The sequence below is a fragment of the Micromonospora sp. DSM 45708 genome (assembly GCF_039566955.1).
Classification (GTDB): Bacteria; Actinomycetota; Actinomycetes; order Mycobacteriales; family Micromonosporaceae; genus Micromonospora.
The window spans coordinates 4,143,830-4,156,942 of record NZ_CP154796.1 but is presented as its reverse complement, the minus strand read 5'-3'; the positions used below and the strand labels follow the sequence as shown (position 1 = coordinate 4,156,942).

The 13,113-nt window shown below is 73.8% G+C and carries 13 protein-coding genes; 11 read left to right on the top strand and 2 right to left on the bottom strand.

What is annotated here, in order from left to right; translation table 11 throughout:
• Nucleotides 1–50 precede the first annotated feature (50 nt).
• Nucleotides 51–986, top strand: coding sequence for an acyl-ACP desaturase (locus tag VKK44_RS17555; protein ID WP_343442177.1), 936 nt, complete (start codon nucleotides 51–53; stop codon nucleotides 984–986).
• 258 nt (nucleotides 987–1,244) lie between these two features.
• On the opposite strand, the gene VKK44_RS17550 is transcribed toward VKK44_RS17555, so the two are convergent.
• A complete protein-coding gene (locus VKK44_RS17550; RefSeq protein WP_343442176.1) occupies nucleotides 1,245–1,754 on the bottom strand; it encodes a PaaI family thioesterase in 510 nt (169 codons plus the stop codon).
• 56 nt (nucleotides 1,755–1,810) lie between these two features.
• Here VKK44_RS17550 and VKK44_RS17545 point away from each other — a divergent pair, with 56 nt between their 5' ends.
• The 7 genes from VKK44_RS17545 to VKK44_RS17515 all read left to right on the top strand — a co-directional run bounded on the left by VKK44_RS17545 (nucleotide 1,811) and on the right by VKK44_RS17515 (nucleotide 9,515).
• Complete coding sequence (locus tag VKK44_RS17545) at nucleotides 1,811–2,284, top strand: winged helix-turn-helix transcriptional regulator (RefSeq protein WP_343442175.1); 474 nt, start codon at nucleotides 1,811–1,813, stop codon at nucleotides 2,282–2,284.
• 213 nt (nucleotides 2,285–2,497) lie between these two features.
• Nucleotides 2,498–3,544, top strand: coding sequence for a S1 family peptidase (locus VKK44_RS17540; protein WP_343442174.1), 1,047 nt, complete (start codon nucleotides 2,498–2,500; stop codon nucleotides 3,542–3,544).
• A gap of 108 nt (nucleotides 3,545–3,652) precedes the next feature.
• Complete coding sequence (locus VKK44_RS17535; protein WP_343442173.1) at nucleotides 3,653–5,266, top strand: MFS transporter; 1,614 nt, start codon at nucleotides 3,653–3,655, stop codon at nucleotides 5,264–5,266.
• An 83-nt stretch (nucleotides 5,267–5,349) separates the two neighbouring features.
• Nucleotides 5,350–7,155, top strand: a complete 1,806-nt coding sequence (gene aspS / locus VKK44_RS17530) for an aspartate--tRNA ligase (RefSeq protein ID WP_343442172.1) — start codon at nucleotides 5,350–5,352, stop codon at nucleotides 7,153–7,155.
• Between the two features lie 123 nt (nucleotides 7,156–7,278).
• A complete protein-coding gene (locus VKK44_RS17525; RefSeq protein WP_343442171.1) occupies nucleotides 7,279–7,449 on the top strand; it encodes a hypothetical protein in 171 nt (56 codons plus the stop codon).
• A 72-nt stretch (nucleotides 7,450–7,521) separates the two neighbouring features.
• Nucleotides 7,522–8,133 carry a helix-turn-helix domain-containing protein gene (locus tag VKK44_RS17520; RefSeq protein ID WP_343442170.1) on the top strand — a complete coding sequence of 204 codons (612 nt, stop codon included), beginning with the start codon at nucleotides 7,522–7,524 and terminating at the stop codon, nucleotides 8,131–8,133.
• A complete protein-coding gene (locus VKK44_RS17515; RefSeq protein ID WP_343442169.1) occupies nucleotides 8,130–9,515 on the top strand; it encodes an MFS transporter in 1,386 nt (461 codons plus the stop codon). Before VKK44_RS17520 ends, VKK44_RS17515 begins: the two co-directional genes overlap by 4 nt.
• A 261-nt stretch (nucleotides 9,516–9,776) precedes the next feature.
• Here the strand turns inward: VKK44_RS17515 and VKK44_RS17510 are convergent, their stop codons facing one another.
• Nucleotides 9,777–10,517 carry a GNAT family N-acetyltransferase gene (locus VKK44_RS17510; RefSeq protein ID WP_343442168.1) on the bottom strand — a complete coding sequence of 247 codons (741 nt, stop codon included), beginning with the start codon at nucleotides 10,515–10,517 and terminating at the stop codon, nucleotides 9,777–9,779.
• Between the two features lie 26 nt (nucleotides 10,518–10,543).
• On the opposite strand from VKK44_RS17510, the gene VKK44_RS17505 reads away from it, so the two are divergent.
• The 3 genes from VKK44_RS17505 to VKK44_RS17495 all read left to right on the top strand — a co-directional run bounded on the left by VKK44_RS17505 (nucleotide 10,544) and on the right by VKK44_RS17495 (nucleotide 12,965).
• A complete protein-coding gene (locus VKK44_RS17505; RefSeq protein WP_343442167.1) occupies nucleotides 10,544–11,113 on the top strand; it encodes a GNAT family N-acetyltransferase in 570 nt (189 codons plus the stop codon).
• A gap of 62 nt (nucleotides 11,114–11,175) precedes the next feature.
• Nucleotides 11,176–11,388 (top strand): hypothetical protein, encoded by a 213-nt coding sequence (locus VKK44_RS17500; protein WP_018785054.1) that lies wholly within the window; start codon nucleotides 11,176–11,178, stop codon nucleotides 11,386–11,388.
• Nucleotides 11,389–11,462: 74 nt separating this feature from the next.
• On the top strand, nucleotides 11,463–12,965 hold the full coding sequence (locus VKK44_RS17495; RefSeq protein ID WP_343442166.1) for a replication-associated recombination protein A: 1,503 nt from the start codon (nucleotides 11,463–11,465) through the stop codon (nucleotides 12,963–12,965).
• Nucleotides 12,966–13,113: the final 148 nt, after the last annotated feature.

Genomic DNA, 13,113 nt, shown 5'->3' with positions numbered 1-13,113 from the left:
GACGATTCGACCTACGGTGGCGTAAGTTACGCCACCGTAGGGAGAACGTCGTGACCGTGCTCAGCCAGACCGCTCTGCTCACCGAACTCGAACCGGTCGTGGAGAAGAACCTCGACCGGCACCTGTCGCTGGCCAAGGAATGGTTCCCGCACGAGTACGTGCCGTGGAGCGACGGACGCACGTTCGACGGCCCGCTCGGCGGCGAGGCGTGGTCGGAGGCCGACTCGACGCTGCCCGAGGCGGCCCGCACCGCGCTGATCGTCAACCTGCTCACCGAGGACAACCTGCCCTCCTACCACCACGAGATCGCCAGCCTGTTCGGGCGGGACGGCGCGTGGGGCACCTGGGTGCACCGGTGGACCGCGGAGGAGGGGCGGCACGGCACCGCGATCCGCGACTACCTCACGGTGAGCCGGGCGGTCGACCCGGTGGCGCTGGAGCGGGCCCGGATGGTGCACATGTCCGCCGGCTACCGCAACGTCCACGACGACGAGGTGCTGCACTCGCTGGCGTACGTGTCGTTCCAGGAACTGGCCACCCGCATCTCGCACCGCAACACCGGCCGGGCCACCGGCGACCCGGTCTGCGAGGCGCTGCTGGCCCGGGTGGCGGCGGACGAGAACCTGCACATGGTCTTCTACCGCAACCTGCTCGCCGCGTCCTTCGAGCTGGCACCGAGTCAGGCCATGCGGGCGGTCGCCGACGTGCTCGCCGACTTCCAGATGCCGGGGGTGGGCATCGACGGTTTCGCGCGCAAGTCGGTGGCGATCGCGCTGGCCGGCATCTACGACCTGCGCCAGCACCGCGACGAGGTGGTGGTGCCGGTGCTGCGCCAGTGGGACCTGTTCGAGGTGACCGGTCTGAACGGCGACGGCGAGGCCGCCCGCGAGCAGATCGCCGCCCAACTCGACCTGCTGGAGACCCAGGCGGCCCGCTTCGAGGAACGCCGCGCCGCCCGCGCCGCCCGCCTGACCGCGACCCGCTGACCCCCGCCCCTCCCTCCCTTCTCCCCGGGGCACCCCTCACCCCTCACCCCTCACCCCTCACCGCCTACCGCCCACCGCCCACCGCCCACCGCCCACCCACGCTGATTCACGGAAAGAGTGGCTATTTGCGGCCGGATAGCCACTCTTTCCGTGAAACTGCGGGGCGGGGCGGGGTGCGGCGGCGCGGGTCGGGGGTGCGGGGCGGGTCGGGGGTGCGGGGCGGCGGGGCGCAGGTGGGGGTGCGGCGGGGGTGGGGAGTCAGGCGGGCGGGTCGAGGGGGAAGAGGAGGCAGGTGGAGGTGGCGTGGGCGACCAGGCGGTCGGCCGGGTCGGTCAGGCGGGCCTCGGCCAGCGCGGTGCGGCGGCCCCGCTGGAGCACGGTGCCCTCGCAGCGCAGCCTGCCGCTGGCCACGGTGACCGGGCGGAGGAACTTCACGTTCAGGTCGAGCGAGGTGTAGCCGACGCCGACCGGCAGCGTCGTGTGCACGGCGCAGCCGGCGGCGGTGTCCAGCAGGGTGGAGAGGACGCCGCCGTGCACCGTGCCGAGCGGGTTGTAGTGGAACTCCTGCGGCACCAGCTCGACGACCACGCGGCCCTCGTCGGCCGTCATCCGCGCCATGTCGATCAGGTGCATGACCGGCGGCGCGGCCAGCTCGCCGGCGATCATCGCGCGCAGCAGGTCGAGGCCGCTGCGCCGGCCGAGGTGGGCGGCCCCGGCGACCGGGTCGGACCAGGTGAACGTGCGGCTGCGCTCCTGCGTCTGGGTCATGGACCCAGCCTCGCAGCGCGTTGCTGAGTCTGTCAATCAGACCTAGCCTGGTCGACATGAGACCCGCGGCACTGGACTGGTCGGTGGAGAACTGCACCATCGCGCGCGCCATGGAGATCCTCGGCGAGCGGTGGACCGTGGTCGTGCTCCGCGAGGTCTTCAACGGCGTACGCCGCTTCGACGACATGCGGGTACGCACCGGCGTTCCGCGTCAGGTGCTGACCAACCGGCTGTCGATGCTGGTGGAGCGCGGGGTGCTGCGTCGGGAGCCGTACCGTGAGCCGGGCAGCCGGCCGCGGCACGAGTATCGACTCACCGAGATGGGGCTGGACCTGTGGCCGGTGCTGGTGGCGGTGCTCGGGTGGGGCGACCGGTACCTGGCCGACCCGCAGGGTCCGCCGCTGAGCGTGACGCACCGCGACTGCGGCGGCGAGGTGCGGGTGGCGCTGCGCTGCGCCGGGGGGCACGACGTGACCGAGCCGCGGGACATCCTGCCCCGCCCCGGACCTGGCGCCCGCCGTCGCGCCTGAGCAGGCCGGCGTCGCGTCTGACACCTGGTGACGATGTTGTTGCCTGGGCGTTACACGTGGTGGCGGTGCGAATCCGGGCAAACGCATGTCTTGCTTACGATCTTAAATGTGTGAATACTTTGGTCAGCCCGGACGGTTTCCCCAGGTCGCCCGGGTTGTCCTCGGGCGTTTTCCCATGACAGCGCCCGTTCACCCCCGTTCGGAGGTTGTTACATGCGACCCACGAGGTCCACGCTCCGTCGTGCCGCCGCCGTCGCCGTGGCCGGTACCCTGGTCACCGGTTCCCTGCTCGGCGCACCCGCTCAGGCCGCCCCCTCGCCCGCCTCGCCCGACGCCGCCGCCTCCCTCGTCGCCAAGCTCGGCGACCGCGCCGCCGGCACGTACGCCGACGCCAGCGGCAAGATGGTCGTCACCGTGACCGACGCCGCCGCCGCCCGCCAGGTGCACGCCGCCGGCGCCGTGCCGAAGCTCGTCACCCGCGGCGCGAACCAGCTCAAGGCCGCCACCAGCGAGCTGGAGCGTTCCGCCAAGATCCCGGGCACCGCCTGGTGGACCGACGCCGCGACCAACCAGGTCGTCGTCTCCGTCGACAGCACCGTCACCGGCGCCAAGCTGGAGCGGGTCAAGGCCGCCGCCGCCCGTACCGGTGGCGCGGTCCGCATCGAGGCCGAGGCCGGCACGCTGACCACCCGGATCTCCGGCGGCCAGGCCATCTACACCGGCGGCTACCGCTGCTCGCTCGGCTTCAACGTGCGCAGCGGCTCGACCTACTACTTCCTGACCGCCGGGCACTGCACCAACCTGGGCTCGACCTGGTACTCGAACTCCGGCCAGACCAGCGTCCTCGGCACCCGGACCGGCACCAGCTTCCCGGGCAACGACTACGGCATCGTCCGGCACAGCAACTCGGCCAACGCGGCCGGCAACGTCTACCTCTACAACGGTAGCTACCAGGACATCACCACGGCCGGCAACGCGTACGTGGGCCAGGCCGTCAAGCGTTCCGGCAGCACCACCGGCCTGCGCAGCGGTAGCGTCTCCGCCACCAACGCGACGGTCAACTACGCCGAGGGCAGCGTCTCCGGCCTGATCCGCACCAACGTCTGCGCCGAGGGTGGCGACAGCGGCGGTTCGCTCTTCGCCGGCAGCACCGCGCTCGGCCTCACCTCCGGCGGCAGCGGCAACTGCTCCTCCGGTGGCACCACCTACTTCCAGCCGGTCACCGAGCCGCTCAGCGTCTACGGCGTGAGCGTCTTCTGATCCGTACCCCGCGAACGGGCCGCCGGGCGACCGGCGGCCCGTTCCGTGCGTACCGGTCCGACCGACGTGGTGGGAGTGCCGGCTGCCGGACCGGGTAGGTATCGGCCGGTGAGCGCCTCCCCGACCGACGTGACCGACGTGACCGACCGGCAGCCGTCCCCCTGGGCGCCGCTGCGGTCGGCCGCGTTCCGCAGTCTCTGGCTGGCGGTGCTGGCCAGCAACATCGGCACCTGGATGCAGACCGTCGGCGCGCAGTGGCTGCTGGTCGATCAGCCCGGCGCCGCGACGCTGGTCGCGCTGGTGCAGACCGCCAGCATGCTGCCGGTGCTGATGCTGGCGCTGCCGGCCGGCGCGCTCGCCGACACGTTCGACAGGCGGCGGCTGCTGATCGCCGTGCAGTGCTTCCTGGCCGCCGTCGGTGTGCTGCTCACCGTGCTGACCGCAGCCGGCCGGATGCCGCCGGCGCTGCTGCTCACGCTCACCTTCGCTCTCGGCGTCGGGCAGGCGCTCACGTTGCCCGCCTGGCAGGCGGTGATCCCCGAGCTGGTGCCGCGCGCGCAGCTCGTCTCCGCCTCGGCGCTCGGCTCGATAAGCGTCAACCTGGCCCGCTCGGTCGGACCGGCGGTGGCCGGTGTGCTGGTGGCCCAGGCCGGCGTGGCGGTGGTCTTCGCGGTCAACGCCGCCTCGTTCGTGATCTTCGCGGTGGCGCTGGCGCGTTGGCGCCCGGAACGTCGGGAGTCGGACGCCGCGCCGGAGCGGTTCACCGCGGCGCTGCGCGCCGGCGGCCGGTACGTGCGGCACTCCCCGGTGGTCCGCCGGATCCTGCTGCGCGCCGCCCTGTTCGTGGTGCCCGGTAGCGCGTTGTGGGCGCTGCTGCCGCTGGTCGCCAGCCGCCGGCTTGGCCTCGGCGCGGGCGGGTACGGCGTGCTGCTCGGCGCGCTCGGCGTCGGTGCGGTGGCCGGCGCGTTGGTCCTGCCCCGGGTACGCCGGGTGCTCTCCGGCAACCACCTGCTGCTCCTGGCCGGCTTGCTGTACGCGCTGGTGCTGGCGGCGCTCGCGCTGGTGCCCGTACCGGCGGTGGCGGTGGTCGCGCTGGTGCCCGCCGGGCTGGCCTGGATGACGGTGATGTCCAGCGTCAACGCCGCCATGCAGCTCTTCCTGCCCGGCTGGGTACGCGCCCGCGGCCTGTCGGTCTACCAGATGGTGTTCGCCGGCGGTCAGGCGCTCGGCGCGGTCGCCTGGGGCGCGCTCGGTGAGCTCACCGGCCTGGTCGGCGCGCTCACCGTGGCCGCCGCGGCGATGGCGGTCGGCGCGCTGAGCGTGCTGCTCTGGCCGCTGCGGGAGACCCGGGGCGTGGACCGTGACCCGGCCGTGTACTGGCCCGAGCCGCACCTGACGCTGGAGCCGCCGGCGCGCGGCGGCCCGGTGCTGGTCACCGTCTCGTACACGGTCCGCCCCGAACGGCAGGCCGAGTTCGTCGAGGCGATGCGCGCGGTCGGCCGGTCCCGCCGCCGTACCGGCGCGATGCGCTGGGGGCTGTTCCGGGCCGGGGAGCGGGCCCACGGCTACGTCGAGGTCTATCAGGTGCCGACCTGGGAGGAGCACCTGCGCCAGCACGGCGGCCGGCTGACCGGGGCGGACCGGGCGGCCGAGGAACGGGCCCGGGCGCTGGCCGAGGACGAGGTGCGGGTCAGCCACCTGCTCCCGGCCGGGCCGGAGTGACCGGGCGGGTGCCGGGGCGTCGGCCGGCCCGCCCTGACAGAATGCTCCGGAGCAGTCGTGGACCAGATGAGGAGTCGCCAGCCGTGATCCGTACCCACAATGCCGGAAGCCTGCGCGCCGCGGACGCCGGCTCGACGGTGACGCTCGCCGGGTGGGTGGCCCGCCGGCGCGACCACGGCGGTGTCATCTTCGTCGACCTGCGCGACGCCTCCGGCGTCGTGCAGGTGGTCTTCCGCGAGGAGGACGCGCACGCGCTGCGCAACGAGTTCTGCGTCAAGGTCGTCGGCGAGGTGACCCGCCGCCCCGAGGGCAACGAGAACCCGGACCTGCCGACCGGCGAGGTCGAGGTGACCGCGACCGCGCTGGAGGTGCTCTCCGAGGCCGCGCCGCTGCCGCTGCCGGTGGACGACCAGGTCGAGGCCGGCGACGACATCCGGCTCAAGTACCGCTACCTCGACCTGCGCCGGGGCGGCCCGGCGAAGGCGATGCGGCTGCGCTCGAAGGCCAACCAGCTCGCCCGCACCGTGCTGCACGAGCGGGACTTCCTGGAGATCGAGACGCCGACGCTGACCCGCTCCACCCCGGAGGGCGCCCGCGACTTCCTGGTCCCGGTGCGCCTCCAGCCGGGGAGCTGGTACGCGCTGCCGCAGTCGCCGCAGTTGTTCAAGCAACTGCTCATGGTAGGCGGCATGGAGCGGTACTACCAGATCGCCCGCTGCTACCGGGACGAGGACTTCCGCGCCGACCGGCAGCCGGAGTTCACCCAGCTCGACATCGAGATGTCGTTCGTCACCGAGGACGACGTGATCGACCTCGGTGAGGCGATCGTGGCGAAGCTCTGGTCGGAGCTCGCCGGTCACGAGATCGCCCGGCCGATCCCGCGGATCACCTGGCACGACGCGATGGCCCGCTACGGTTCCGACAAGCCGGACCTGCGCTACGGCGTCGAGCTGACCGAGCTGACCGACTACCTGCGCGGCACCGAGTTCCGGGTGTTCGCCGGCGCGATCGACGCGGGCGGCTACGTCGGCGCGGTGGTCATGCCGGGCGGCGCGAGCCAGACCCGCAAGGAGCTGGACGGCTGGCAGGACTGGGCCAAGGCGCGCGGCGCGCGCGGCCTGGCGTACGTGGTGCTGGACGCGGAGACCGGCGAGGCGCGCGGGCCGGTGGCGAAGAACCTGTCCGAGGCGCACCTGTCCGGCCTGGCCGACGCGGTCGGCGCGAAGCCCGGTGACGCCGTCTTCTTCGCCGCGGCCACGGACGCCCGGGAGGCGCAGGAGCTGCTCGGCGCGGCCCGCATCGAGATCGCCAAGCGGGCCAAGCTGGTCGACGAGAGCGCCTGGGCGTTCTGCTGGGTGGTCGACGCGCCGATGTTCGAGAAGACGGACGACGGCGGCTGGACCGCCGTGCACCACCCGTTCACCTCGCCGAACGCGGAGTGGATGGACCGCTTCGAGGAGGCGCCGGACCGCGCGCTGGCCTACGCGTACGACATCGTCTGCAACGGCAACGAGATCGGCGGCGGCTCGATCCGTATCCACCGCGGCGACGTGCAGCAGCGGGTGTTCGACCTGCTCGGCATCACCGCCGAGGAGGCGCAGGACAAGTTCGGCTTCCTGTTGGAGGCGTTCAAGTACGGCGCCCCGCCGCACGGCGGCATCGCGTTCGGCTGGGACCGGGTCTGCATGCTGCTGGCCGGCGCGGACTCGATCCGTGAGGTGATCGCGTTCCCGAAGACCCGCGGTGGCTTCGACCCGCTGACCGGCGCGCCGACGCCGATCACCGGGCAGCAGCGCACCGAGGCCGGCATCGACGCCAAGCCGAAGGCACCCGCCGCGCCGCACGCCGGCACCGCCGGCCCCGCCGCTCCGGTCGCCGACCCCACCTGATCCCCGCCTCCCGGCGGCTGCCCGGCGTGAGCTGTCGATCATGAGGTTGGCGGGGCGGCGTGCGACGTGTCGTACCGCCAACCTCATGATCAGCACGACGGGGGTGCGGGGTGGAGTACGCCGATGACGAGCCGCCCACGCCGGTGTATCCGTACGGGGCGGCCAAGGCGGCTGCGGACCACCACCACGACCGCCGCCGGTCTGCACCGCCCGATCGAGGTACGCCTCGACTCCGCCCGTGCCACCGGCCTGCTCCGGACCCGCCTGCGCGGCGTCGCCGAGCTGTTCGCCTGATCGCGCCGCCACTTGCACACTTTCTTTGCATAGGTATTGTGCACAAAAAGTGTGCACAGATATTGTGCATCCATGGAGAGCGAACAGAACCGGCGCGAGCCCCGGCGGGTCCGGCTGGACCACCAGCAGGTGCGCGTGCTGGCCCACCCGCTGCGGATGCGCCTGGTCGGCGCGCTGCGGGTGAACGGGCCGGCCACCGCCACCCGGCTGGCCGAGCTGCTCGGCACCAACACCGGCGCGACCAGTTACCACCTGCGTCAGCTCGCCGAGGTGGGCATGGTGGTCGAGGACCCGGAGCGGGGCACCGGGCGGCAGCGGTTCTGGCGGGCCGCGCACGACGTCACCCAGTGGGAGGCGAGCGACTACGACGACGACCCGGACGCCCGCGCCGCCATCGAGTGGATCGAGGCGGACTACATCCGCTTCTTCACCGAGCACGCCGAACGGTGGGCCGCCCGGCGACACGAGTGGTCGCCGGCCTGGCGCGACGCGTTCGGCATGGGCGACTTCTTCATGCGCATCCCGGCCGCCCGCCTCGAAGCGATCAAGGCGGAGGTGTTCGCGGTCTTCGAACGGCACCGGGACGAGACCGATCCCGCCGACCCCGACGGCGAGCTGGTGCAGCTCTACCTCGCCGCCTTCCCGCTGAGCCCGGTCCTGCCGCCCACCGGGGAGAAGCCGTGAGCGCCCTGTCCGTACGCCAGGTCCGGTTCCGCTACCTCACGTTGTACGGCCTGCGTTGGCTGCCCAGCGGCCTGCTCATGACCGTCATGATCCTGCTGATGCAGGAGCGTGGGCTGTCGCTGTCCCAGATCGGCCTGGTCGCCACCGCGCAGGGCCTGGTGGTGCTGGCGCTGGAACTGCCCACCGGCGGGTTCGCCGACGCGCTCGGCCGCAAGCCGGTGCTGCTGGCCGCCTGGCTGGTCGGGCTGGCCTCGCTGTCACTGATGGCGGTGGCCGACTCGTTCTGGATGTTCTTCCTGGTCTGGGCGTTGCAGGGCGTCTACCGGGCGCTCGACAGCGGCCCGCTGGAATCCTGGTACGTCGACGCCACGCTGGCCGCCGACCCGGACGCCGAATACGAACGCGGCCTCGGCTGGGCCGGCACCGTCATCGGCGTCGCCATCGGCGCCGGTGCGCTGCTTGGCGGCGGCCTGGTCGCGCTCGGCCCGATCGGGCCGATCAGCGCGCTGACCGGGCCGGTGCTGGTCGCCGCCGTGCTCCAGGCCGTCTCGATCGTCGCGCTGCTGACGCTGATGAGGGAGCAGCGCCCCGCGTCCGGCCCGACCACGCTGCGGGCCTCGGTGGCGCAGGCGCCCCGGATGGTCGGCCAGGCCGTCGGCCTGCTGCGTCGCAACCGGGTACTGCTGGCCCTGGTCTCGGTCGAGTTGTTCTGGGGCTTCGGCATGGTCACGTTCGAGTCGCTGCTGCCGATCCGGCTGTCCGAGGTGGTCGGTGGCGCCGACCGGGCGGCGGCGCTGCTCGGCCCCGCCGGCTCGGCCGCCTGGCTGGCCAACGCGGCCGGTGCCGCGCTCACCCCGGTCCTGCTGCGTCGCCTCGGCGCCGCGCCGGCCGCCGCGCTGCTGCGGGTGCTCCAGGGCGTGACAGTGGTCGGCATGGGACTGCTCGCCGGTCCGGTCGGCGTGCTGATCGCCTACCTGGCCTGCTACACCGTGCACGGCGCGTCGAACCCGCTGCACATGGGGCTGCTGCACCGGCAGGTCGACGGGCCGTACCGGACCAGCGTGCTCTCGCTGAACTCGATGATGGCCCAGCCGGCCGGAGCGCTCGGCGCGGTGGTGCTGACCGCGCTGGCGGACGCCACCAGCGTCAGCGTCGCGATGCTGGTCGGCGCCGTGATGCTGGCCGTGGCCGCGCCGCTCTACCTGCCGGCCTGGCGCGCCGGCCGAGCTGCCGCGCGGTCCGGCGTCGCGGCGTCCGGGGTGGGCCCGGTCGTCCCGGCGACCGGTCCCGACGGAAGCCCCGCCGGGACCGGGCCGGTGGCCGTTGCGGTGTCGACACCGGCTGCCGGGGCCGGGCCTGAGGCTGTGGGCCGGGTCGGGTGACGGATGTCGTCCGCAGGCGGGGCGGAGAGGTCGCGGGGGGCTACGAACCTGAGGGCACGAACGACTCACGTCGGTCACCGGGGGAGCGGCCGTCGCCCGATCCATCTGTGCCATCAGGTTGGTAGCCACACGTGCGCCTACCCGCCGACCTCCGTCGCGCCGCCACCCCGCCCCGTCCGCCGGGCCGTCGCCACGTCGCCGACCGGTTCGCACCACCAACCGCCGCGCCTCCGGCGAGTGGTCGCGCGGACGTGCCTGGTCTCAGCCCAGGTGGACAGTGGTACGCGGCGCGGCGCCGGTGAAGCCGAGCCGGCGGTAGAGCCGGATCGCGCCGACGTTGACGGTGTAGACCCCGAGCGCCACGTGGTCGTACCGGGCGAACAGGGCGCGCGTCATCCCGGCGGTCAGCGCCCCGCCCAGCCCCCGGCCGCGATGCCCGGGCGCCACGGTCAGCCCGGCCAGGAAGCCGATGTCGCCCCGGCTGCGGTCGGCGCCGCAGGCGATCAGGCGATCGCCGTCCCGGATGCCGTACCAGTCGACGACGCCCGGGTCGCCCGGCCGGGACGTGCTGCTCGGATAGGCCTCGTCGACGAGCGCCGTCAGCGCGGTGTGGTCGGCCTCGGTGAGTCGTACCACCCGATCCTGCTCCGGTTGGTGCGGTGGCGGCTCGGTGGTCCAGAGGAAGTCCCAGTCGCTCAACCGGGCCACCGGCAGGCACTCGACCACCGCGTCCGGCGCGGCGCGGGACAGGTTCACCGACTGGCCGGCCCGGAGCGTGCCCTCCGCCCGCTGGGCGGCGAGAACCTCAAGCGCCGGGCCGGACGCGCCGACCGCGCCGCCGGCCGACCACTCGCCCGGCGGGAGCAGCCACCCGACCGCCCCGTCGCGCCGCCACCCCCACACGGCCTGGTCGCGGCGCAGCGCGTGCCGGGCGTACGGGTGGTGGCCGGTCGCGGCGAGCACCGCCTCCCGCCCGGTCAGCACCTCGTCGACCGTGATCATGCCGCCAGCCTACGAGAGGACCAGCCATGACCCCCATCCGCTCCGTACGGGCGGTCCATCTGCCCGGTTCGCGTTGCGTGCTGCGCGAGTGGACCGACGCGGACGCCCCCGTCCTGCACGAGTTCCTGACCGAGCCCACCGTGCGCGACGGCGTGCTGGACGACGAGCCGCCCACCCCCGAGGTGGTACGCGCCGCGCTGCCGGCCTGGCGGGAGACGGCCGGTGGGGAGCCGCGCCCGGAGTACCGGCTCGCGGCGGTCGACGGCGACCGGCTGCTCGGCCTGGGTGTGCTGACCGTGACGTCGGTGGCGCACCGGCGCGGGGAGGTCGGCTACGCGGTGCGGACCGCGTACCGGGGCGCCGGGATCGGCACCGGGATCACCCGGTTGCTGCTGGACCTCGCGTTCGACCGGGTGGGGCTGCACCGGGTGGAGGCGACCACCCGACCCGACAACGTCGCGTCCCGCCGCGTACTGGAGAAGGCCGGCCTGCGGCCGGAGGGGGTGAGCCGCGACCACCTGTTCGTCCGCGGCGTCTGGTGGGACTCCGCGCGGTACGCGATGCTCGCCACCGACCGGCTCCACCCTGGAGATTGACGAACAGACCGATCGGGTACATCCGTCGCCGACCTACTGGGAACCCCCACCGGAGGAACGACATGCTCGCCATTCTCGCGGCCATCGTGTTCGGCTTCGCGCTGCTTCTCGACTTCATGAACACCGACCTCGGCGCCCCCGATCTGTTCAGCACCTCGACGCTGATGCTGATCGGTTTCCTGCTGCTCTCGCTCTACCTGGCCGGGGTCGGCTCCGGGCCGCGCGGTGGCGGGGGCGGCCGGTGGTACCGGGGCCGGCGTCCGGGTCGCGGCTGACCGGAAAAGCCCACCCGGGTCGGGTCGGCGGCGCGATTCCGGCGCCGTCGGCCCGGCCCGGTACTGTTCCCGTGATGGAATCCGACGCCCTCTTCACCCTCGGCGAGCCCGCCGGAGCGCCCGGCGCACCCGCGGCCTCCGGCGGCGTCGACGGTTTCACCGACACCCGCGCGGATTCGCCGTTGCCGGTCCGGATGCGGCCGGCGGGCCTCGACGAGCTGATCGGTCAGGACCATCTGCTCGCCCCCGGCGCGCCGTTGCGCCAGCTGGTCGAGGGCGCCGCGCCGATGTCGGTCATCCTGTGGGGGCCGCCCGGCAGCGGCAAGACCACGATCGCCCATCTCGTGGCGCGCGCCACCGACCGGCGCTTCGTGGCGATGTCCGCGCTGACCGCCGGTGTAAAGGACGTCCGCGCCGTCATCGAGACCGCCCGGCGGCAACGCCGCTCCGGCGGCCCACCGACCGTGCTCTTCATCGACGAGGTGCACCGGTTCAGCAAGACCCAGCAGGATTCGCTGCTCGCCGCCGTCGAGGACCGCACTGTCACGCTGCTCGCGGCGACCACGGAGAACCCGTACTTCTCGGTCATCTCGCCGTTGCTGTCCCGCTGCGTGCTGCTCACCCTCCAGGCGCTGGACGACGACGCGGTGCGCGGGCTGCTGCGCCGCGCGGTGGCCGACGAGCGCGGGCTCGGCGGCACGCTGGTCCTGGCCGAGGACGCCGAGGACCATCTGGTCCGGCTCGCCGGCGGCGACGTGCGCAAGGCGCTCACCGCGCTGGAGGCGGCGGCGGCCACCGCGACCGCGACCGGCGCCGGGCGGATCGACCTCGCCGTGGCCGAGCGGGCGGTCGACGTGGCGGCCGTGCGCTACGACCGGGACGGCGACGCGCACTACGACGTGACAAGCGCCTTCATCAAGAGCATGCGGGGTTCGGACGTGGACGCGGCACTGCACTGGCTGGCCCGGATGCTGGTGGCCGGCGAGGACGCCCGGTTCATCGCCCGCCGGATGGTGATCTTCGCCAGCGAGGACGTCGGGATGGCCGATCCCACCGCGCTGACCGTGGCCACCGCCGCCGCGCACGCCGTGGAGTACGTCGGCCTGCCCGAAGCCCAGCTCAACCTCGCGCAGGCGGTCATCCACCTCGCCACCGCCCCGAAGTCGAACTCGGCCACCACCGCCATCGGGGCCGCCGTCGCCGACGTGCGCGCGGGGCGGGGCGGGTCGGTGCCGCGCGGGCTGCGTGACGCGCACTACTCGGGGGCGCGGGGGCTCGGCCACGGAGCCGGCTACCGGTACCCGCACGACGACCACCGGGGGGTGGTCACCCAGCAGTACGCTCCGGACGACCTCGTCGGGACCGACTACTACCGGCCCAGCGGGCACGGCGCGGAGCGGGCGGTGGCCACCCGGCTGCCGGTGCTGCGTCGGATCGTCCGCGGGTTGCCCGCACCGGTCACGCGGGGGGAGGCCGGCACGCCGGCCGCCGCGACCGGGGTCCGGGCAGGCGGCACCGATCAGGTCGGCGGGGCGAGTGAGGGTGGCGGCGACGCCACCGAGGGGGGTCAACAGTGATGGCGCGTGGTCCGGACCGGCCGGCGGACGGCCCTGACGAGCGGCGCGACCCGAAGGCCAAGGGCCGCCGGTGGGGACGCGGCCGGTCCGCCGAGGCGGAGCCGGACCAGGCGGTCGCCGGCGAGGAGTTCGGCTGGATCGACGACCT